We start from the raw sequence: 21,133 nt of genomic DNA, 5'->3' as shown, positions 1-21,133 counted from the left end.
CTTAGTCTTTATCAAATACTATAAAAAAGAGCGGTTCTGCATGGCTTGACCAAGTGTCATGCTATCAAGATACTCAAGCTCGCCGCCCATCGGCACGCCTTGTGCCAAACGCGTGACTCTGCTCACATGACGATTGACTGCTTCGCTAATAAAATGAGCAGTGGTCTGACCTTCAACGGTTGTGCCCGTGGCTAATATAATCTCTTCTACGGGTTCTTGCTTGACTCGCCACACCAGTTGGTCAATATTTAGATCATCAGCACTGATACCATCGATAGGTGATAAATGCCCGCCCAGTACAAAATAACGACCACGGTACCCTGCTGTCTGCTCAATGGCCATCACATCTGCCGCCGTCTCAACCACACATAGCAGACTGTCATCGCGCCTAGGGTCTTGGCACAGAGGACATACCTCTTCATCACTAAAGCTATGACAGCGCTGACACTCAACGATATCGCGCATGGCTTCATCGAGTGCTTGGGCAAGTGCCATACCCTGCGGGCGTTTTTTGCTGAGCAGATGTAACGCCATTCGCTGGGCGCTTTTTTGACCGACACCTGGCAAAATACGCAGCTGCTTGACTAGCTGATCAAATTTGGCTGTAAGCAAAGTGACTTTCCTTTAGTTGACTTTATTTAACTGAATTTATAAATCGTAGCTATAAAAATGGGGTCGTATCATGTCGATAACAACCCCATTTTTGACTTCAGTACGACATATTTAGCGCTTAGAACATGCCTTGCATACCTGGTGGTAAACCCATACCTGAGGTCGCGCCTGCCATTGTTTCTTCATACAACTCGTCCGCTTGACGAACCGCATCATTGATGGCTGCCGCAATAAGATCTTCGATCATATCAGGCTCGTCTTCTAGCAAACTTGGATCAATAGTCAAACGCTTGACCACATGACGACCCGTCATCGTTACTTTAACCAAGCCACTGCCCGCTTCGGCTTGTACTTCTTTGTTAGCCAGCTCTTTTTTAGCCGACTCAACGTTTGCTTCTACTTTCTTTTGCATCGTTTGTGCTTGTTGCATCAATGCTTGAATGTTCATAGTTGCCTCTTTATCTTTTATATTTGAATGTTATACGGTGCGCATCGTAATTAGTAGTCATGAACCACGTAAAGTTCATATCATGCGTGAACAGTGATTATACCGCTATCTTTACAAACTGTCTAAACCACGTGCCAAGTCTTTGATGATATCTTCGACATCTTCTAAACCGACTGATAGACGAATCAGACCATCTTTAACCCCCGCTTCAGCACGAGCTTCAGGAGTCAGGCGGAAATGCGTGGTCGTTGCAGGATGAGTAATCGTGGTTTTGGCATCACCCAGATTATTGGTGATAGAGACCATTTGGGTCGAGTCAATCACATGCCACGCTGCTTCTTTTGTATCGCGGCTGTTTGACTCATTACTATCAGACGCTTTGACTTCAAAACCCATGATAGCACCGTAGCCGTCTTTCATATGATGCTGACGTGTGGCAAGTTCGTGTGCGCTATGATCGCTCAAGCCTGAGAAATGCACGGTGCTGACATTAGGATGATTGACCAAAAACTCTGCGACTTGATTGGCATTGTGACAATGCGCCTGCATACGTAATTTAAGTGTCTCAAGTCCTTTAGTAAATACCCATGCATTAAACGGGCTCATGCTGATACCGCCTGAGCGTACCACGGTAAATGCGTCTTGCATCAGCTTATCACTACCAACCAACGCACCGCCCAATACCCGACCCTGACCATCTAAATACTTAGTCGCCGAGTGAATAACCACGTCCGCACCTAAATCTAGTGGGCGCTGTAGAGCTGGCGTGGCAAAGCAGTTATCAACGACGAGTAAGATATCATTGGCTTTGCATAGCTCACTCAAGTAACCGATGTCACAAATCTGCGCTAGCGGATTGCTGGGACTTTCGCAATAAATGACTTTGGTGTTTGGTTGAACAGCATTTGCCCATGCGTCATTGTCAAAACAATCCACATAGCTGACTTCCACACCGAACTTGGCCATATAGTTGTTAAATAGGCCAATAGATGAGCCAAATAATTGATTGGCTGCGAGTAGATGATCCCCTGCTTTAAGGTACGCCAAACACATGGTCAAGATCGCGCCCATACCAGAGGCCGTCGCGACAGCACGCTCACCATTTTCTAATGCAGCCAACCGACGCTCAAAAGTACGTACACTTGGGTTGGTATGACGAGAGTAGACATTACCAGTTTTTGTACCATCAAAATGAGCAGCAGCATCAGCAGCTGATTGGTAGACATAAGAGCTGGTAGTAAAGATAGGCTCTGAATGCTCACCCTCATCGGTACGGTGTTGACCTGCCCGTACAGCAATGGTTTGCATGCCATAGTCAAGACCCAAATCTAAGGCATCATTACGCCAGTTTGGATCCAACCCTTTGGTTGAGGTTTTTTGGTTCAAACTGCTTTCATCTTTCGTTTGCGACTGACTCATAGACGTTCCGTTGCTTTACTTTGGTTGGTATAAAATGACTGCTTATTTTTCTGATTATCAAGCAAATTCATCAGGGTTATCATATCATGTCGCCTTATTCTACACATCTGGTTTCAGAGTACCCCGAAATATTATTATCATATGCTGCACTGCTCACGTATACAGATTCTGTTATCGCGATATAAATTGGCTAGATTATAGTAAAAGCAGCCATTTCATCTAACAAAAATAACGTATTTATAATAGGCAGATATGCAAACAGCTGCTAAGCTGAGCGGCGATTTGGGTTTTGCCGTTGGTGATATGATGATAGAGCATCCAATCAATGCTATTATCTCTAAAATAGCTGAACGATTTCAGCACATTACTTATTCATACATTTTATTTATCAGTATTATTTAGACTCACTAAGGTAAACTCGTTATGTCGACGTTCAGTATAAAAGCAAACACTTTATCGCTCAGTCTAACGCTTGGTCTGACTTTGGGTCTAAGTGCTTGCCAGAGTCTACCTGAGCAGCCGCACCTGTCTGATAGCCAAGAGTTATCTGCCCGAGTCAATGCATTATACCAACAGTCAGATAGCCCAGACTCTGAACCAGCAACCACAGCAGAGCCAAGTCCCACTGATCTGGTGACTGCCATCACTGCCCAAAATGAGATCCACCCTGACTTATCAGGCTACCATCCGATTGTCACTGGGGCAAATGCGTTTGCAGCGCGTAGTATCTTGACAGGTATGGCCACGCGCAATATCGATGCCCAGTACTATATTTGGCACAATGACCAAGCTGGGCAGTTACTTTTAAAAGACTTATGGGAAGCCGCTGAACGCGGTATCATCGTGCGTTTGTTGTTAGATGATTTTAATAACAGTGCAAAGTTTGATCAGCACTTGCTACGTTTTGCTAGCCACCCTAATATCGCAGTGCGCATCATCAACCCTTTGATGCACCGCAAAATGCCGACCTTAAACTACGTCACTGGTTTGCCGCGTATCAATCGCCGTATGCACAATAAGAGCATGACTTTTGACAAGCAAATCACCATCATTGGCGGACGTAATATCGGCAACGAATACCTAAGTAACGATCAAAGCAGTCAGTTTGCAGATTTGGATGTTTTGCTTATCGGAAAGGTGGTCGCAGACATTGACAATAGCTTTGGCAGTTACTGGTCATCTCCTTTGGCGTTTGACATTGAGACCTTAGCCGAATTTGATACTGACGTTACGCCTGACTTTTTAAAGGCTTTGGACAAGCTCGGTATCGATGAGCAAAACAACGAAGGCAGCAGTTTGACTGTCTATAAGGCCGCTATCGAAGACTCTACCATTGATACTGATCTGATCAACAAACAGGTGCCTTTTCGTTGGACGGACATGCAGTTCTTGAGTGATGATGTGGGCAAACTGTCTAAAAGCGTCTCCTCTGAAACCAATTTGGTTCACCAACTGCGTACGTTACTTGGTAGCCCAACCAAACAGCTGACCATTATCTCTTCTTATTTTGTACCGACCAAAGATGGCGTCGATACGTTGGTGAAACTGGCTGAATCTGGCGTTGATATCAAAATATTAACCAACTCATTTGATGCGACCGACGTGACCGCTGTTCATTCTGGTTATAGTCAATGGCGCCCTAGCCTGCTGCGGTCAGGCGTAAAAATATACGAGCTAAAATCGACGGCAGCTGAAGAAAAACGTGACAATAAACTCTGGCGTGCACGCAGTCAGTCATCAACCAGCCTACATGCAAAAACGTTTGCGGTAGACGACTATCAAGTGTTTATCGGCTCCTACAACGTTGACCCTCGGTCTGCCAATATCAATACTGAAATGGGTGTAATCATCAATGATGATGAGTTGGCAAGACAGCTGCACGGGGCACTGAGTGATGATTTACTAAACCAAGCTTATGAAGTTAAGCTGCTAGACAACGGTAGCTTGGAGTGGCACACCATGGAAGATGGCAAAGAAGTTGTTTATGACTCAGAGCCACGGGTCGATATGAGTGATCATATCTGGCTTACTATTATGTCTTGGTTACCCATTGACTGGCTACTGTAATATGTAAACTCTTTTCTAAATAGTCCCTAAAATTGCAGGATGTGCAGTTTTGCTTTTGTTAAAAGCCAAATCCTGTAATCAAAGTTCTTATTACAATACACAAAATTACTGTTCCGGCGAATCATTGTTTATATACTTTGATTTGCCGGTTTTTATCATGGCCGATTATCTAAACGATGATCGTCTTAATGACCACTTTACTCCGTGGATGCGTGATCTATTATGCCGACTCGTTCTCAATACGCCCTGATGTCTAAAAAAGACAAAAATACAGTCATATTCGTAAGCTTTATCAGCGCTGTAATCTTTTTTGATTTCTTGATTTATTTGTACATTGCAGACATTGTCTCAGCTGCTATTTTCCCCGCTAATAACGATCCTACGGTTGCTAAGCTGCAAGGAATGGGGCTGTTTGTCATTGGTTACTTGGCTCGGCCATTTGGTGGTATTCTGTTCGGGCGTTATGGTGATCTCAAAGGTCGAAAGCCGACCTTTTTCCTGAGCATAATCGTTACGGCAGGTAGCTTGCTCGCAATGGCGTGTCTGCCTACTTATGCGCAGTGGGGTGCGCTTGCACCTGCGTTATTCATATTGCTGAGAATCATACAAGGTATGGCATTTGGTCTTTACGCACCGCTATCTTGGGTATTTGTGGCGGAGCATGTCCCTCGGCAGTATTTGTCAGTGGCTTGTAGCTACGTTACGGCTAGCTTTTTGGTAGGTGTACTGTTCTCTAATGCGTTTTTTCTGTGGCTGACTGACTTTATGACCACCGTACAGCTGACTGATTATGGCTGGCGTTTGCCGTTTTTTGTTGGCGCCTTACTAACCTGTCTACCATTGTTGGTATGGCGACTGGTTAAAGAGACTCCGTTTTTCTTGGCGTTAGATAAGCCAAAAACTGGTAAGAATCTAGGTAGACCATTTACGGTATTATTCAAGCGCTGCAAACATTCTATCTTTGTCAGTATGGTACTGACTATAGTGATATCTAGTATCACTATAGTCATTGTCCTACTACTGCCAGAACTAATAGAAATCAACTTTACTTTAGACAGTGATTTGTTTAGCTTTTCTCATAGCTTGGGCATCGTATTTATGGTTCTTGGCTGTGTCTTTTATGGCATGATCTCGACCCATGAGAACTTTGGTAAAATTTTGGTGATTGGTTCTGTTTTACTTATCGCTCAGATGCTGGCGTTCTTTTATCACTTACAGGCAGGTGGCGACTATATATTGATTATGTATGCACTTCTAGGATTCTGTGCCGGTATTATAGGTATGGTCCCTGCCATTTTAGTTCAGCTATTTCCGACCAATGTACGTCTCACAGGTATCGCTTTTTGTTATAATATTACCTACGGTATCGTTGGTGTGCTGATACCCTTTGGTCTTGGTTACGCCACGACACTCATCAGTTTCTCGCCAGCGCTATATATTGCCTTTGTGGGCTCTATCGGTATTATTATGGGGCTTTATTTCTATAATTTGCCTGAATTCAAAAAGATTGATCATGTTATTTTATAAATAATGGATCAGTCACTGATTCGAACGATGTTTAAAACTAAGGTGCAATGAGATATCTCATTGCACCTTATCCATTTGTTTAAGACACAGATATTAAGGCTTGATAACCATGGTTGATATGACCAACAAACGCCTCTCTGTTGCGCCAATGATTGATTGGACAACGACAGACTATCGTTACTTTGCGCGACTATTTAACCCGCACACGTACCTGTATACCGAAATGATTAGCACCGGTGCATTGATACACGGTAACCGTGCACGGCACTTACGCTTTGACACACTTGAGCATCCACTGGTATTGCAGCTTGGCGGAGCAGATATCAGTGAGATGACACAATGCGCCGAATTTGCTCAGCAGTATGGCTATGACGAGGTCAATATCAATGTCGGCTGTCCCTCTGATCGCGTACAACATAATAAGATAGGTGCTTGTCTGATGGCAGAGCCCAAAACGGTTGCCGACTTGGTCAAGCACATGCAAGCAGCTGTCGATATTCCAGTGACGGTCAAACACCGTATTGGTATTGATGACTTTGACAGCTACGAATTTATGGTTGATTTTGTGCAGACAGTAGCTGCTGCTGGCTGTACACGTTTTATTGTTCATGCACGTACGGCATGGCTACAAGGTCTTAGTCCTAAGCAAAATCGCGAGATACCACCGCTACGTTATGATGATGTCTACCGCTTAAAGCAAGACTTTCCTGAGCTAGATATCGAAATCAATGGCGGTATCGACACGATAGAAGACATCAAAATGCACCTGCAGCATATCGATGGCGTGATGATAGGACGAGCGTTTTATCATAACCCGTACCTATTAGCAGAGGCCAATAGCTTGTGGGACGAGACAACACCCGAGACTATCCCTAAGCGCTCAGAAATCTTGGCACGGCTATATCCATATCTAGAAGGACAAATTGAAAAAGGCGAAGCACTCCCAACAATGACGCGACATTACTTGGGATTGTTTCAAGGGTTGATGGGCGCACGTAAATGGCGACAAGCACTAAGCGGCAAACCTCAGCTTACCCTCGATGATGTCAAAAGAGCGGCAGATGAGGTATTGTTGTTAAATCCTGACGCATAGCACAGATTGGCATGCAGTCAATTTAACAGACTACAGATTTTAGTCACTACTGTCATATTGTCACTATTACAATGTCAATTTTGGCTACGATACTTGTGAGAGATACTGCCACATCGCTGCCCCATTATTAATGATATGTAGTGCGATTGGCAGTAATAGTGACCCTGACTTAATACGGGCATAGCAAAATATCAGTGCCAGTACCACAATAGTGCTGATCTCATAAATACCGTACTGCACATGGATAATAGCAAATATCAAACTTGTCACGATACTTGCTACTATCGCGCCGTGATGCACAGAGTATGACGGCGCTGTGAACTGCTCTGCAATCGCTGACCATAAGATGCCCCGAAAAATAACTTCTTCGTAAATTGGGGCAACGACTACCATCGCAAAGACCAACAGCCATATTGAGCTTACCGATTGATATAGTGGATCGACAAAAACCAGCGGTGTCATATCTAGCATATAGGTCAGCGCTTGACTGGCAATCATAAATATCAATAGCACGCCCAGCATACCCATACCTACCGCAAATGAAAACGGCTTCAATGTTAGGTACTGACGCACCTTACCGCCTCGTAGACGAATAATGAGAATACTGGTCGCTACCAACAGTATGCAGCCTATGACTATCGAGATACTCACGACCGTCCCATCATTACTACCAAAAAAGAATATATCCCCCATCGATGCATTTTTTGTAGCAGGTAATACCAGCTTGCCAGCAATATATACGCCTACCAATTGACTGATAAAAAACGCAAATACCATACCTACTGTTAATACAAACGCTCCTAAGCGTGAAAACAATGGCGCACGATGAGGCAAGCGTTGCCTATCAGACGGTTCAGCTAGGTCATTTGGCGTAGAGTTTTTTGGCATAGATTTGTTGGACACAGAGTTCTTGGACATATCAATATCACTTAGCAAGTAGACAGTCAGCTCAGATCTAAGAGCCTGACGAGTTGATGGTACCTTACTTTTATTTTGGCAGTTGCTGCTCGATCAAGGCGAGAACCTGCATTGAGACAGACTCTGGATGCTCTAGCGGGAACATATGACCCCCTTTATGTGTCTCATAAGGAATGCCTAGGCGCGACTGTATCTGCTGGGGAAAGCGGCGTTTTAAGAAGATACTGTCTTGACCTATAATTAAGGTAACAGGCACCTTCGGACCACGATTTGGGGCTAGCCAATACCAAGAAGGATTGGTGCGAAACACTTCTACTTCACTGGCTTTAGGAATGGCCAATGTGACTTTACCATCCGCGCGCTTATGTAAGCCATGATCGATATACCCTTGAAAACTGCGTTCATCAAAGTTTTTAAAAAATCCTTTGTGGCGCATCTTTTTATAGGCCTCATCTCGGCTATCCCATACATCGCGGCGATATTTGGACACACCTGCTGGTGATAGTTTGTCCATCAAGCGGTTATTCATAAGTGGCAATCTATCTGCCGTTTTTGCCAAATGCCATAACAGGCTGACTTTGCCATAAATCCAAGGCGGATCCATAAGCACGGCTTGAGCAAATAGTTCTGGCCGACGGTACGTTGCCTGCAAGGTACACATGGCTCCTAGCGAATGCCCCACACCTACTACTTGCGCGACGCCATGCTTGTCACAGGCATCTTTTACACTGTCAATAATCTGCTGCGTTAGACTACGCCAATGATCGTCTACGGGGTAATCGGGGGTATCGCCCAACATGGCGATATATTCAATCGTAAAGAACGCTGACAATCTCTCAAAGAATGGCTCGTAAACAGCGCTTGGCATCCCATTGGCATGGGCAAAATGTAGCACAGGTTTATTGGTGATCTTGGAGACAGGTAGCACCGCAAAGGTCTGCGAATTTATTTCATCACTCATAACAGGCTCTCGTTGAATCGTTTGGTTTGTCTATTATTTTTAGTGGTTGTCATATTATTGCATTGTCATATTGTTGCATTGCCAACATAAATACCAGACATGCTCTATAGCAAGTCTGATAATTGGCATATATACGTCGCTTATCTGGTAATTCTTATAACTTTAAACCATATGTTTTATTTAAGGTTGCACAAAATTAAGGCTGAGCATAATTATATGCCCAGCCTTAACAATCATACACACTATATCTAAAACATAAAACGCTTAACGCATTTTTGCATCACCATCTTCTTGCGGTAAGAAACCATCAAGGCTGACGCTTGAGCCGATACCTGCCCCTAGTTTTACGGCAAAACGATCCATAAACATTTGGAACGGGTCAGTTGGACTATAGCTGATTACGGTATCTAGCTCTAACCGACGACTCAAACTGGTAATGCTACCGTTGTCGTCTGCTAGTCCTAGCTCGATAGACTGCTCACCTGTCCAAAACAGCCCTGAAAACAGTTTGTTTTGTTCAGGGTTTTTGAGACGGTCGCCGCGACCTTCTTTTACTGCATTGATGAAATGCTTATGCGTATTAGCCAGCACTCCTTCAACATGCTTTTCTTCATAATCAGTCAATGGACGTGACAAGCTTAAGATGTCTTTATACTCACCAGCGGTAATCGTACGATCTTCTACACCAACTTTGTCCATCAGACCTTCGACATTGTAGCTTGGCATAATGACACCGATAGAGCCGACCAAGCTCGATGGGTTGACATAAATCTCATCTGCTGCAGAAGCAATATAGTAAGCACCTGATGCGCCGATATCACCGATCACTGCATAAAGCTTTTTGTCCGGATACTCTTCACGTAATTCCATCATAGTCTGCCAAATTTCATCAGACTGTACAGGTGAACCACCAGGTGAGTTAATATCTAATGCAACGGCTTTGGAGTTGCTGTTTGCAAAGGCACTTCTTAGCGCATCATTGACATCATAGGCGTTGGCCACATCATCGCTACTGATCACACCTTGCAGATCCACTACAGCTAAATGCGGCGAGCTGGTATCTACGGCATCCATACCTGTTGGCGCGCTACTGCACCCGCGACCTAGGGTCAAAAATATCAATAAAATATAACCAAAGGTTAATAATTTAAAGAAAATGCTCCAGCGACGAGCGCGGCGCTGCTCGACCACACTAGCTAATAAGGTATTTTCTAGCACCTTCCATTCTTGTCCACTCGGCGCGTTTGGTTGCTGCATTTGTGTTGGCTGATGTGGCGAATTATCAGGACGTTTGTTAGGGTCTGGTGGCCAGTTGGGCATATAACTTCCTAAGTCAGAACAAGCTAAAACAATAAAAAGATGAGGTTGACAGATACCACTAGAAGTAATGGTCTCTATGTCAAATCAGTCATCGGTATTCATGGGGTGCTAAGTATGGTTGTATTTCGACCATGGTTCAATAGTATAACTGTGAAATATCACTATATTGTAACGCTGGTAGTATCAGCATTATTCTTGAGGGCGAACAGCTTCAATATCAACACTATTATCAAGCGTGTTCAACGACAATGCCACTGGTAATGGTTTATTATCGTAGGTCATGACAGTATCAACGCTTTGACGAACCATGACATCGGCTGTCACCTGAGAGGTACTATGACCTAGCCAGGTTGTATTTTTAAATACTGCGCGCTCGTCAGCCAGATCGGCCGTACATAGTAGCGACCACATTTGCCAGACGCGCTGGTGTGTATCGGTATCTAAAATCAGTCGTGAGCGAGAAGTGTCTGTACGACTATCATTCAGATAGCTATTGGCCAATTGCAGATGAGGATTTATAGGTGATGACTTGAGTGGATCAGCTGCATTGTATCTTCGTACTTGTATAGGTGTGCGGCTATCGATGGCAATTGTACAGTCCCAAACACTAGTGTCACCTATCTGACTCCAGCCTGTCATTGCCTGTATTGATATATCTCCGTTTGCAAGCTGCCATACACTTCCCTGCTTGCAGTTTTGGGCACTGATATTTGTTTGACTCTTGACACGGCTTGTTGTTTTGTATGCTTGCTGAAACGTAAGCCAATGCTCAGAGCGCCCTGCTTGCCAATATCGACTGATCGGTAGACGCTCTCCCAAATGAATGACTGTTTTTGGTAATAACTCAGAGTTGTTGGTGCTAGAAATCTTTCGTTGATTATCAGAGGTCAGCGTATCCGTCAGTGCGGCGCTACTGCTCTGTACTATGACACTCTCCAAACGATTAACCGATAAGCTCCCCAGTTGCTGCTCTAAAGAAGCAGACAGTGTATCTGCTGTCAGGCTATTTGGCGTGGTTCGTGTAGAAGCGGGTCTGTGATCAGCTAAGAATAACCAGTTACTACTTTCTTTGTTTACGGTAGGATATGTCAGCAATGCTGCCGTTATATACGTATCACCCGTCGGTAGGACATACAGTGTCGGCACTATGGTCAGCGACTGCTGATTGGCATACACCGTCATCATCAATAGCGTCAATGGTGGCAGTATCAACCAACGACTGAGCAGACCTCTAGGCAACAACCAAGGCAAAATACTCAATACAACCATAAGCAATATAGCCATACTCACTGGTGTATAGAGCCATGCCTCTGACAGTGCTGGCAACGATGTTAACCAACCAATCAGCTCATGTAAGCTGCTGACAATAGTAATCACTAGCGACCAAATACTATCGGCTACCATAGGTGATAACAGATAACACAGTCCTGCTAGTAGATTAAGCGGTACAATCAACCAACCAAAAAGCCCAATGGCAAATAAATTGACCACCAATCCCCATAATGAGGCCTTGCCAAATAAGATCAATGTGATGGGCAATAAAGTAAAGAATAGCCAGAACTGTAGCTTAAGGATACGCCGGACAGCTCGCAAAGCATGCTTAAATAGCGCCGTGCTTACGTGAGTGCTTTTATTATTCGTATATGGCCCTGCCAACTCAGCGGTACTGTGCTGATGTAACGTATCGTCATATTTGAGCAATAGCGCTACTGCAATAAAGGACAACCAGTATCCTGCCTGCCAGAGCACATAAGGATCATACCATGCCATCAGTATGGCCAGCGCCAATAGTACTCGAATCGTACTAATAGGTAGCAATGTCACTCTCACAAGTCCAATCGCTAGTAGCATCCAAGCCGTACGAGCAGCAGGTACATCAAAACCTGTAAATAACGCGTAGATAAAGGCTGCGCCAATCATTGTCCACCAACGCACTTGCCAGCGCGGAATATAACGATAAAGTGCTGGACATAACTGATTAAGCAGCAGCACAATGAGACCACCTAGTACAATAGCCAAGAACAATACGTGCGTCCCTGAGATAGCCAGTAAATGAGAAATACCTGCCAGTTGATACAAATCTTTGGTATCTCGATTAATTAGACTACGATCGCCTGTGAGTAAGCTCAACGTGACAGCTTTAGCCTGCTGTTCTGCTGTCGTTTGTGCTGACCAGTCTCTATAAAAATGCTGTCTTAATTGCCAGCGCCCTATATCAATATGCAAGCGCAAGCGCTCAAGATACGAGTCAGAAGTCGGATTTTGATGTGACGCCTCATTCAGGCTAGCTTTGTTATTACTTACGGTCAATGGGCTGATAGCCAAGATATTTGCGCTGCCATCAATATGCCGACCTCGCAACCAGCGATAGCTATCAAAACCAGAAGCGTTGTTGACTGCCTGATCGGAGGCCACCAATGGCGCAAGTGCTAAGCTCATAAACAGCGTATCACCAGGCTGCAAATTATTGAGGTTTGAGAGTGTGGCATCAGTCGATGCACCTTTTGGATAAGCAGTAAGTAATGCTCGGTACGTGACGTTACTGTCGTTGTCTTGGTTAGAACGATTGGTGTTGTTATTACTTAGGCTATTTTTTGCTATATAGTCTCTTGTACTATTTGCCAAATCTTGAGGCGTTAATTCAGTTACTAATGGCGTTATATTTGTTAGCACGGCTACTTGTCGATAGCCACTATCTGCGGATGGACTATAGACACTGTCGCTTAGCCCTTCAATACGAACAAGCGCTTGCACACGTATAGGATCGGTGATTTCTGCGGCTGCAGCTTTATGATGTGCCACTAACGCCTGTAGCGCGCTACCTGCTACCAACAAAATGGCTAATATGGTAAATAAAAAGTACTTAACGATACGAGATGAGCGTTCAGCATTTTTGAATATGCTGCTTGAGGTGTGATGATTTATTGCTGAGGATACATGACACTGGGTAAGTGTCAGTAGAATAATAGAAAATAATATAAGTAAGATAAACAAACCAGACGTACTAGCCAGCCCTATCGAAAACAGTTCAGTAGGGATCGCCACCTTGTCTGCGACTGTCAAAGTCCCCATCATAGCAATAACGACGAGGCTGCCAATTAACCAATACACCAGCACTCCTTGCTTGATGGGCAAAATAAGATAACGTCGTTCGCTATGGTTATTTATGCCAATAAAGGCATAGACATAACTGCATTCGTAGACATATTGGAAGCAACTGAATGAGCATAGTTATGATGCAATAGCATTTATATTTATATTACCCTATACTGATGAGAAATACGAAGGTGATGCCTGTCTGACATCACTGCCCTATGTATACTCACTATTACTTTTTATCCATAATATTACTCTATACCAGCCCCTCAACATCATTGAGCGGACTGTGGTTAACGATTAAAGGCGATCCTGTGCCCCAAAAACGTCTAAAAGACTTACTTCCTACACCAGAAAAAGTCCTAGAAAGTCGCACCTTAAAATTATTCGCGCCGCATTTAGCAGACCCACGTTTATGGCATTTTAATCGCCATAGTCTCAACAAGGCGGTTTATATTGGTGTGCTCAGCGCGTTTTTTCCATTGCCAGGGCAGATGTTATTGGCCTTAATTGGCTCGCTTATTTTTCGAGCCAATGTACCTATGGCGCTCGGTCTGACATGGATTACCAATCCACTGACTAGTCTACCAATCTTTTATGCTGGATATTATATCGGCGCAAAAATTATTGACGCACCTGTGATCAGTTTGCGGTTTATCGGTAGGATGATTGCAGACTTTAGCTTATGGGCGCTATCGGATGGTGCCAATCCATTTATTACCTATAAAGGCACAGTATCGCTGACAGCATTTTGTATCGGATTAACGCTTTTGGCGGTTGTAACCAGCATTATTTGTGGACTTGCCTTTAAGGCAGTGTGGCGCTATAAAACCGTTGCAAGTTGGCAAAAACGTCAGAAAAAACCCACTGACAAATCCTTTGAGCCTTAATACCGCTTATGTCAGTGTCAGTCCAGCGGTATTAAGGTTGCCTTCATTTGATACCGCTACTCTGCTTTGTTCTTATCTATGGCGGCTTTGAGCTTATCTGTAAAGTCTTTGTCCATAGAGACAATCTCAATAACTTCATCGTTTTTGCATAGCGTATAACGCTTGCCAGTTGCGCTGTCTTGAACCTTGAGATCAAAATCAACCCCAGCTAGAGTAATCGCATCAAACACTGGCGAGATTAAATCCTTTTGCTCTTGACTATCAATAGTCTCAAACACAGACGGATCGATATAAGGCTTTAATGGCTCATCACCTTCTTCAGCACTACCAAAAGCAGCGATTGGATCGTCATCTAAATTCATCATATGTGTTCCTATAAAATAGATACGGCAGCTGATTGGTAGCCGCCTCAGTATCTCTTGCTATTAAATATCTACTCGATAATACAACAATATATTTCACCAGAACAGCGCTTATTAGCGCCAATAGACACAATACTTATGTCAATCTGACATTCTCGTCATATGGAGGGTTAATACTGCTCCCAATGACCATTGCGCAGCAACAATTGACGGTCAGCAAGCGCCGCTAGATTGCGATCATGTGTGACCATCAATAATGCCGTTTGCATCGTGCTCTGTAGCTCTGACAACAGTCCAAAGACGCTTTGCGCATTGTCGTAGTCCAAGTTACCAGTTGGCTCATCTGCCAAGATAAGCGAGGGCTTGGTCACTAGCGCACGCGCAATCGCCACACGTTGACGCTCACCGCCTGACAGCTCGCCTGGTCTGTGCATCAGTCGATGCTCAAGACCGACATTCTCCAAAATCTCAATCGCTTGGGTGCGTGCCTGGGTCGTTGAGACTTCTGGACGCATGAGCAGCGGCATCGCAACGTTTTCAACAGCGGTAAACTCTGCCAACAAATGATGAAACTGGTAAATAAACCCTAAATGCTTGTTGCGCATGGCACCGCGTTCAGTCTCATTCATGCTATTTAGTAGCTGACCATGTAGCCATACTTCACCACTGGTTGGTGTATCGAGACCACCAAGTAGATGCAGTAAGGTACTTTTTCCTGAGCCACTGGTACCAACGATAGCGATGCGCTCACCAGCATGAACCATTAGATCGAGACCCGTCAATACTTGTGTACTGACTGCACCCTCATCATATATCTTGTTGATATTGGTCGCCTTCAAAATGGCAGACATAGCGCTTCCTTTATTTTATTTATTTTGATATTTGTGCGTTTAGGCTATTCGTAGCGTAGCGTTTGAGCTGGCTGAATCTTGGCTGCGCGACGTGCTGGATAAATAGTCGCCAAAAAGCTCAGTACAAACGACGCCCCTGTAATCAATAACACATCAAGCAAACGCAGCTGTGAAGGCAAGTAATTCACAAAATACGCATCAAACAGATTTAGATTAAAGACTTGATTGATAAAGCCCAAAATATCACTGACAGTCAGTGCAAATATCACACCCAATATCGTACCAGCAACCGTACCGATCACACCGATAACCACACCTTGAACCATGAACACTTGGGTAATCAGTCGAGGTGATGCGCCGAAGGTTTTCAAGATCGCAATATCGGCTTTTTTATCAGTGACGAGCATCACAAGACTTGAGACAATATTGAAAGCGGCCACTAAGATGATCAAAAACAGCAGCAAACCGACCATGGCTTTTTCCATTTGAATCGCCCCAAATAGATTGCCGTGCGTCTGTGTCCAGTCGTTAGGATACAGTTGCTGAGGAGCAATAGCAGCGGCTTTCTCTGCTGCAGCTGGCGCTGTAAAGATGTCGTCCAGTTTCATACGTACGCCCTGCGCACCCTCAGGCAGACGTAATAGTTTGGCGGCATCACCCATCGGGATAAATGCCATGAGACTATCGACTTCTGGGCTAATAGTGAAGATGCCTGTCAAGGTGAAGCGCTTAAATCTCGGTATTACGCCTGCGGGTGACGGTGAGGCCTCTGGAAGCACTAGAGTCACCTTATCCCCTATCTGCAAGCCCAAAGACTGAACCATCTCCTCGCCTAATACGATACTAAAGTCACCGCTTTGCAAGGTATCAATACTGCCTTCAATCATGTGCTCATTGATGATGGAGACATCCTTTTCGTATTCAGGCTCGACGCCAGTCACCATGATGCCTGCGACTTGACCATTAGATGTCAGCATGCCCTGTAATTGGATAAAGGGTGCCACCGCCGCCACTTCTGGGTCTTCTTTTATTTTATCCGCCAATTGTTCCCAATCGCCGATGATCTCAGTAGATACCACCGTGGCCTGCGGCACCATACCCAAAATACGGGTTTTTAGCTCGCGATCAAACCCATTCATGACTGATAGCACCGTAATCAATACGGCAACCCCAAGCGTCAAACCGATCATTGAGATGAGTGATATAAAGGAGATAAAGCCATTACTGCGCTCTGCTCGGGTGTATCGTAAGCCGATAAATAACGCTAAAGGACGAAACATATTCAAACTCTTTATCTTATCTACGTGCGACTTTATATAGGTTGGATAATGAGCAGCAGTCAATGCATCAGACATTTGCTACTGCTCACATATAAATCGAACACAAAAACAGGGTTTCAGACGAGCCAAAGACAGCCGTCAAAAGGGAGCTAGTTTGACACAATTTGGCTGATATGTGCCAGTCATTAGCAAGTACTGAGAGGATTTTTTACCAAAAAACTGGTTTCTGTTATTATTTTTGAGAGAGGGTCTTGCTATTAGCCGTGTCCATACCTATATATTATATGCTAAAGACAATTGTCATTAACCCCACATTGTGATTTGTTCATGCTTTGCTGATCATATCGCTGACATCATAAACCAGTAATTTGAAATACTGAATGGTGTGTAAGTAACAGCAGTATTAGATACAAACCTCACGCTGACTTAATTTTGAGTATTTTCATGACCATAAATTATCAATATAAAAACATTCAATCTCCTACCAAGATCACGTTGACCGACGAGCAGTCTGCAGGTCACGGTGATCACTGGCGTATTTTGACCGATGACATGAGTCAAGATGTGCCAAAGTGGCTACAAAAAATGATTGAAGTCGCCGCCATGCCCAAAGGCCTGAACAACAATGTCAGTGCAAAAGACAGCTGTTTGTTGTTATCAGAAGACCGACCTTGTCATATTAATCAAGTGCTAGCGATGAAAGATGGCAAGCCTGAGCGCTTTATCAATGCATACCCTTGCGTCGATAGCCCTTATGGGCTTGACTGCAAAATCGAGCGCGTCATTGCCAATGACAACTCACACGATGCAGTGTTACGCCTGCGTACTGCTGATGGCAGTATCATTTATGCATTTGATCAGCTCTATACGACCAACCGCCATCTGTATCAGCGCGATACCTCTTATTTTGTGAATTTTAGCGCATGGGCACATGAGATTAAGCTAAGCGAACAAAATGAGGTGATCATGGTAGAAGATCAGGAATCTATCCGCTATCACCGCGCCTTTAACGATATCGTTGCAGCAAATGACGGAAAAATTCCAGATGACTTACAAGCGCAAATCAGTGAGTGGAAACCTGAAACTAAAGAACAAATGGCACCTGTTGAAATCAATCTAGGTCATATGTGCGCTTACTTGTTTGGCGATACCTTAGGACAAGAAGACGAAGCTTGGTGTCAAGGTCAAGTCCTTGGGAAACAAGAGACTGAATTTAATGGCAAATCAATCATTTTGTTTGATGTGGTGACGCTACGTGAGCAGGATGCAGATCCGTTTGTGGTGCGTATCGGTGCTCTAAACACACCAGAGACCGCCAGTATAAAAGTACACGACTATGTACAAGCCAATGTGTGGTTACAAGCAGCGATATATAAAGAAAATCAGCAAAGCGCAAAACAGCCATCAAAAGCCAGCTAGTTACTGGATAGCTGACTGTATTACGTGCTATGACTTGTTTTCACACAACAAAAAGCCCCTAACTAGTATTAGGGGCTTTTTGTTATCTTATCGACTTTTACCATTCAAAACTCTAGATTAAAAGTCGTACAAATACGTGATTAAGCCATTGTCGTCATTGATTTGATACGAGTATATAGCTCTTTTTGCTCTGCACTTGGGCGAGCAGTTTGTACTGCCATCAACTGTGACATATCACCTTCAACACGAATTTTGCCACTCATAAAGGCACCCATGATTTGGTTAGTGTCAAAATCAGTGATGATGGATTGTAGAATGCTGCGATCCAATAGCAATGTCGTGGTCGCATCGCTATTTAAACCGCGATGCAATAGGCCATTAGCAAAATTGGCTTCGATATCTTTTTCCGTATCAGATACTTTTAGGTTGACGATCATATTAGCCAGTGCTGGTGGCAAGTTTAACTCACCCGCTTCACTACCCATCTTCTCTACTTGCTCAAACCATTCATCTGTCAAAAAAACTGCCATGTTATTATCCTTAATTGGTATTTTGTTGGGTTAATACTACTATTTAGCGTATTGACCTCATTATCAATTTATTGAAATGATTGTTATTGATAGACTTATAAGACGTCGCTATCACTGATGTTCAGGCTCATTATAAGGGGCGATTTGATAATAAGTAAAACCTATTTGTATCGCTTGTAAGCCCATTGTTACAAAATTATTTTAGAAGCACGTATTTACCTCTAATGAAGTTTGTCTTGGTTTGACACAGATACATATCTAGAATCGTGATAAAATTGAGTATAAAATAGGCAAATAGCGCAATAATAATAAGTTGCTTGCGAATTTTTATACCAAAGAGTTTGTATTTTGGCGCATAGTTCTGATGATATTTGATTAGGATTGCGTTACAATACCCTTAAACAGAGTCGGGAGTTTTAACCTAACATTACATAAAAATGTTTTTTGTCAGCCGCCGCTAGCATACATCTATGGTCAGTGCGTTTTTATAGCCCTATAGTATGGGTATCTATCTTCATTAGTACCGATTTTTTCGTAATAATTAAGATATATATTTAGCCTTACAAGATGTTTGATGCTCAAAAACGGCGCGTCTTCTTATTTATCTCGATAATCTATTAACAATCCTACTATCGATTGGCTGTAAACAAGGTGCACAAAGCGCCTCTTTTTATCCATCAGTACCTACTGATAGAAAACACCAGCCCATATTGATAGTTAATGAGATTATGATGATAAGCATGGCAAAGAACAGTATGTACCGCAGCTATTATAGTTTATCAGTTTTTATAATACCTATAGCGCGGACTGTTGGTTAATTCTGTTGATAATTCGGGCTGTAAAGGAATCATCCAATGAGTTTACAAAACACAGCAGTCGCCCCAGTTGACCGTGAGTACGAAATTACTGTCGTAAGATTTTTTACGATTATGGCTGTCGTTTGGGGCATCTTCGGCATGAGTCTTGGTGTGTTCATTGCTTCACAGTTAGCATGGCCAGGACTCAACTTTGACATTCCATGGCTGACCTTTAGTCATCTAAGACCACTGCATACCAATGCGGTGATTTTTGCGTTCGGTGGTTCTGCCCTGTTCGCAACGTCTTATTACATCGTCCAGCGTACCTGTAAGACACGCTTGTTTGCGCCGTATTTGGCGTGGTTCACCTTTTGGGGATGGCAGGCAGTTATTGTCGCAGCCATCATCACCCTACCGCTAGGTTTGACCACAAGTAAAGAGTACGCTGAGCTTGAGTGGCCTATCGATATCTTGATTGCTTTGGTATGGATCTCTTATGCCATTGTATTTTTTGGTACGCTCATCAAACGTAAAACCTCACATATCTATGTGGCTAACTGGTTCTTTGCCGCTTTCATCATTACGATTGCCCTACTACACATCGTAAACAGCATGGCAATTCCGGTTAGTGCGTTCAAATCTTATTCGCTATTTGGCGGTGCAACTGATGCGATGGTGCAGTGGTGGTACGGGCATAACGCGGTAGGTTTTTACTTAACGGCCGCCTTCCTTGGAATGATGTATTATTTCGTTCCTGTACAGATTGGTCGGCCTATCTATTCGTATCGTCTGTCTATCGTTCACTTTTGGGCATTGATTGCTTCATATATGTGGGCTGGTGGTCACCATTTGCATTATTCAGCGCTTCCTGATTGGACGCAGTCATTGGCAATGGTATTCTCTATCATTCTATTCGCGCCATCTTGGGGTGGTATGATTAATGGTGTACTCACGTTATCAGGCAGTTGGGATAAGTTGCGCACCGATCCGATCATCCGCTTTATGATTGTGGCATTGTCGTTCTACGCAATGTCGACGTTCGAAGGCCCAATGATGTCTATTAAGACAGTCAATGCGCTATCGCACAACACGGACTGGACAATTGGTCACGTACACTCAGGTGCACTTGGCTGGGTTGGTATGATTACTATTGGTTCGCTATACGTATTGTTACCACGTATTTATAACAAACCAAAGATGTACTCTATTAGCTTGATCACCACGCATTTTTGGCTGGCGACTGCAGGAACGATTTTCTATATCGTATCTATGTGGATCTCAGGTATTGGTCAAGGCATGATGTGGCTTGCTACGAACCCAGACGGTACTTTGGTATATAGCTTCGTTGATACTGTTGAATTCTCGCATTTCCCATATATCGGTCGTGCTTTTGGTGGCTTCTTGTATGTATCGGGTATGTTTGTTATGGCTTATAACTGCTATAAAACACTCAAGATGCCAGAAGGTAAGCCTGTAGATGTCGCTGATCCAACGGATCATGAACCTAGTGTCGAAAAACCTTCGACAGCTAACGTATAAGGAG

18 protein-coding genes are annotated in these 21,133 nt (G+C 43.8%); 7 read left to right on the top strand and 11 right to left on the bottom strand.

What is annotated here, in order from left to right:
* Window positions 1–18: 18 nt before the first annotated feature.
* The 3 genes from recR to ACTXGL_RS08680 all read right to left on the bottom strand — a co-directional run bounded on the left by recR (window position 19) and on the right by ACTXGL_RS08680 (window position 2,479).
* Window positions 19–612 (bottom strand): recombination mediator RecR, encoded by a 594-nt coding sequence (gene recR / locus ACTXGL_RS08690; RefSeq protein WP_319050523.1) that lies wholly within the window; start codon window positions 610–612, stop codon window positions 19–21.
* A 118-nt stretch (window positions 613–730) separates the two neighbouring features.
* Entirely contained in the window at window positions 731–1,060 is a 330-nt protein-coding gene (locus tag ACTXGL_RS08685) for a YbaB/EbfC family nucleoid-associated protein (RefSeq protein ID WP_319050524.1), read from the bottom strand.
* A 111-nt stretch (window positions 1,061–1,171) separates the two neighbouring features.
* Entirely contained in the window at window positions 1,172–2,479 is a 1,308-nt protein-coding gene (locus ACTXGL_RS08680) for an O-succinylhomoserine sulfhydrylase (RefSeq protein WP_443526248.1), read from the bottom strand.
* Between the two features lie 252 nt (window positions 2,480–2,731).
* On the opposite strand from ACTXGL_RS08680, the gene ACTXGL_RS08675 reads away from it, so the two are divergent.
* The 4 genes from ACTXGL_RS08675 to dusA all read left to right on the top strand — a co-directional run bounded on the left by ACTXGL_RS08675 (window position 2,732) and on the right by dusA (window position 7,166).
* On the top strand, window positions 2,732–2,881 hold the full coding sequence (locus ACTXGL_RS08675) for a hypothetical protein (RefSeq protein ID WP_443526246.1): 150 nt from the start codon (window positions 2,732–2,734) through the stop codon (window positions 2,879–2,881).
* A 21-nt stretch (window positions 2,882–2,902) separates the two neighbouring features.
* Window positions 2,903–4,546 (top strand): phospholipase D family protein, encoded by a 1,644-nt coding sequence (locus ACTXGL_RS08670; RefSeq protein WP_443526244.1) that lies wholly within the window; start codon window positions 2,903–2,905, stop codon window positions 4,544–4,546.
* A 222-nt stretch (window positions 4,547–4,768) separates the two neighbouring features.
* A complete protein-coding gene (locus tag ACTXGL_RS08665) occupies window positions 4,769–6,073 on the top strand; it encodes an MFS transporter (protein WP_443526242.1) in 1,305 nt (434 codons plus the stop codon).
* Window positions 6,074–6,182: 109 nt separating this feature from the next.
* On the top strand, window positions 6,183–7,166 hold the full coding sequence (gene dusA, locus ACTXGL_RS08660; protein ID WP_443526240.1) for a tRNA dihydrouridine(20/20a) synthase DusA: 984 nt from the start codon (window positions 6,183–6,185) through the stop codon (window positions 7,164–7,166).
* A gap of 84 nt (window positions 7,167–7,250) precedes the next feature.
* Here dusA and ACTXGL_RS08655 read toward each other — a convergent pair whose 3' ends face one another.
* From ACTXGL_RS08655 to ACTXGL_RS08640, 4 genes are all read right to left on the bottom strand, one after another.
* Window positions 7,251–8,054: a CPBP family intramembrane glutamic endopeptidase gene (locus ACTXGL_RS08655; protein ID WP_443526405.1), complete on the bottom strand. Its 804-nt coding sequence runs from the start codon at window positions 8,052–8,054 to the stop codon at window positions 7,251–7,253.
* A gap of 100 nt (window positions 8,055–8,154) precedes the next feature.
* Entirely contained in the window at window positions 8,155–9,045 is an 891-nt protein-coding gene (locus tag ACTXGL_RS08650) for an alpha/beta fold hydrolase (RefSeq protein WP_443526239.1), read from the bottom strand.
* A gap of 264 nt (window positions 9,046–9,309) precedes the next feature.
* Window positions 9,310–10,365, bottom strand: a complete 1,056-nt coding sequence (gene sppA / locus ACTXGL_RS08645; RefSeq protein WP_443526237.1) for a signal peptide peptidase SppA — start codon at window positions 10,363–10,365, stop codon at window positions 9,310–9,312.
* A 189-nt stretch (window positions 10,366–10,554) separates the two neighbouring features.
* Entirely contained in the window at window positions 10,555–13,476 is a 2,922-nt protein-coding gene (locus ACTXGL_RS08640; protein WP_443526235.1) for a ComEC/Rec2 family competence protein, read from the bottom strand.
* 299 nt (window positions 13,477–13,775) lie between these two features.
* Here ACTXGL_RS08640 and ACTXGL_RS08635 point away from each other — a divergent pair, with 299 nt between their 5' ends.
* The gene (locus tag ACTXGL_RS08635; RefSeq protein ID WP_443526234.1) at window positions 13,776–14,351 is read left to right on the top strand and encodes a DUF2062 domain-containing protein; all 576 of its coding nucleotides are present in this window, start codon (window positions 13,776–13,778) and stop codon (window positions 14,349–14,351) included.
* A gap of 56 nt (window positions 14,352–14,407) precedes the next feature.
* Here the strand turns inward: ACTXGL_RS08635 and ACTXGL_RS08630 are convergent, their stop codons facing one another.
* From ACTXGL_RS08630 to ACTXGL_RS08620, 3 genes are all read right to left on the bottom strand, one after another.
* Window positions 14,408–14,716, bottom strand: a complete 309-nt coding sequence (locus tag ACTXGL_RS08630) for a hypothetical protein (protein ID WP_319050533.1) — start codon at window positions 14,714–14,716, stop codon at window positions 14,408–14,410.
* A gap of 167 nt (window positions 14,717–14,883) precedes the next feature.
* Complete coding sequence (gene lolD, locus ACTXGL_RS08625; protein ID WP_443526232.1) at window positions 14,884–15,564, bottom strand: lipoprotein-releasing ABC transporter ATP-binding protein LolD; 681 nt, start codon at window positions 15,562–15,564, stop codon at window positions 14,884–14,886.
* Window positions 15,565–15,608: 44 nt separating this feature from the next.
* Window positions 15,609–16,844, bottom strand: coding sequence for a lipoprotein-releasing ABC transporter permease subunit (locus ACTXGL_RS08620; protein WP_319050535.1), 1,236 nt, complete (start codon window positions 16,842–16,844; stop codon window positions 15,609–15,611).
* 444 nt (window positions 16,845–17,288) lie between these two features.
* On the opposite strand from ACTXGL_RS08620, the gene ACTXGL_RS08615 reads away from it, so the two are divergent.
* A complete protein-coding gene (locus ACTXGL_RS08615) occupies window positions 17,289–18,263 on the top strand; it encodes a hypothetical protein (RefSeq protein ID WP_443526231.1) in 975 nt (324 codons plus the stop codon).
* Between the two features lie 140 nt (window positions 18,264–18,403).
* On the opposite strand, the gene ACTXGL_RS08610 is transcribed toward ACTXGL_RS08615, so the two are convergent.
* Entirely contained in the window at window positions 18,404–18,793 is a 390-nt protein-coding gene (locus ACTXGL_RS08610; protein WP_319050537.1) for an SCP2 sterol-binding domain-containing protein, read from the bottom strand.
* 854 nt (window positions 18,794–19,647) lie between these two features.
* Here ACTXGL_RS08610 and ccoN point away from each other — a divergent pair.
* On the top strand, window positions 19,648–21,129 hold the full coding sequence (gene ccoN / locus ACTXGL_RS08605) for a cytochrome-c oxidase, cbb3-type subunit I (RefSeq protein ID WP_319050538.1): 1,482 nt from the start codon (window positions 19,648–19,650) through the stop codon (window positions 21,127–21,129).
* The last annotated feature ends 4 nt before the right edge of the window (window positions 21,130–21,133 follow it).

It is taken from the genome of Psychrobacter sp. T6-6, from assembly GCF_052258185.1.
Taxonomy (GTDB): Bacteria; Pseudomonadota; Gammaproteobacteria; order Pseudomonadales; family Moraxellaceae; genus Psychrobacter.
The sequence above is the reverse complement of the archived record's forward strand: the minus strand, read 5'-3'. Positions and strand labels throughout refer to the sequence as shown.

Coding starts and splice junctions, on each gene's coding strand:
- ACTXGL_RS08685 (WP_319050524.1), bottom strand. CDS start 1,060: ATGAACATTCAAGCATTGATGCAACAAGCACAAACGATGCAAAAGAAA.
- ACTXGL_RS08680 (WP_443526248.1), bottom strand. CDS start 2,479: ATGAGTCAGTCGCAAACGAAAGATGAAAGCAGTTTGAACCAAAAAACC.
- ACTXGL_RS08675 (WP_443526246.1), top strand. CDS start 2,732: ATGCAAACAGCTGCTAAGCTGAGCGGCGATTTGGGTTTTGCCGTTGGT.
- ACTXGL_RS08670 (WP_443526244.1), top strand. CDS start 2,903: ATGTCGACGTTCAGTATAAAAGCAAACACTTTATCGCTCAGTCTAACG.
- ACTXGL_RS08665 (WP_443526242.1), top strand. CDS start 4,769: ATGCCGACTCGTTCTCAATACGCCCTGATGTCTAAAAAAGACAAAAAT.
- dusA (WP_443526240.1), top strand. CDS start 6,183: ATGGTTGATATGACCAACAAACGCCTCTCTGTTGCGCCAATGATTGAT.
- ACTXGL_RS08655 (WP_443526405.1), bottom strand. CDS start 8,054: ATGCCAAAAAACTCTACGCCAAATGACCTAGCTGAACCGTCTGATAGG.
- ACTXGL_RS08650 (WP_443526239.1), bottom strand. CDS start 9,045: ATGAGTGATGAAATAAATTCGCAGACCTTTGCGGTGCTACCTGTCTCC.
- sppA (WP_443526237.1), bottom strand. CDS start 10,365: ATGCCCAACTGGCCACCAGACCCTAACAAACGTCCTGATAATTCGCCA.
- ACTXGL_RS08630 (WP_319050533.1), bottom strand. CDS start 14,716: ATGATGAATTTAGATGACGATCCAATCGCTGCTTTTGGTAGTGCTGAA.
- lolD (WP_443526232.1), bottom strand. CDS start 15,564: ATGTCTGCCATTTTGAAGGCGACCAATATCAACAAGATATATGATGAG.
- ACTXGL_RS08620 (WP_319050535.1), bottom strand. CDS start 16,844: ATGTTTCGTCCTTTAGCGTTATTTATCGGCTTACGATACACCCGAGCA.
- ACTXGL_RS08615 (WP_443526231.1), top strand. CDS start 17,289: ATGACCATAAATTATCAATATAAAAACATTCAATCTCCTACCAAGATC.
- ACTXGL_RS08610 (WP_319050537.1), bottom strand. CDS start 18,793: ATGGCAGTTTTTTTGACAGATGAATGGTTTGAGCAAGTAGAGAAGATG.
- ccoN (WP_319050538.1), top strand. CDS start 19,648: ATGAGTTTACAAAACACAGCAGTCGCCCCAGTTGACCGTGAGTACGAA.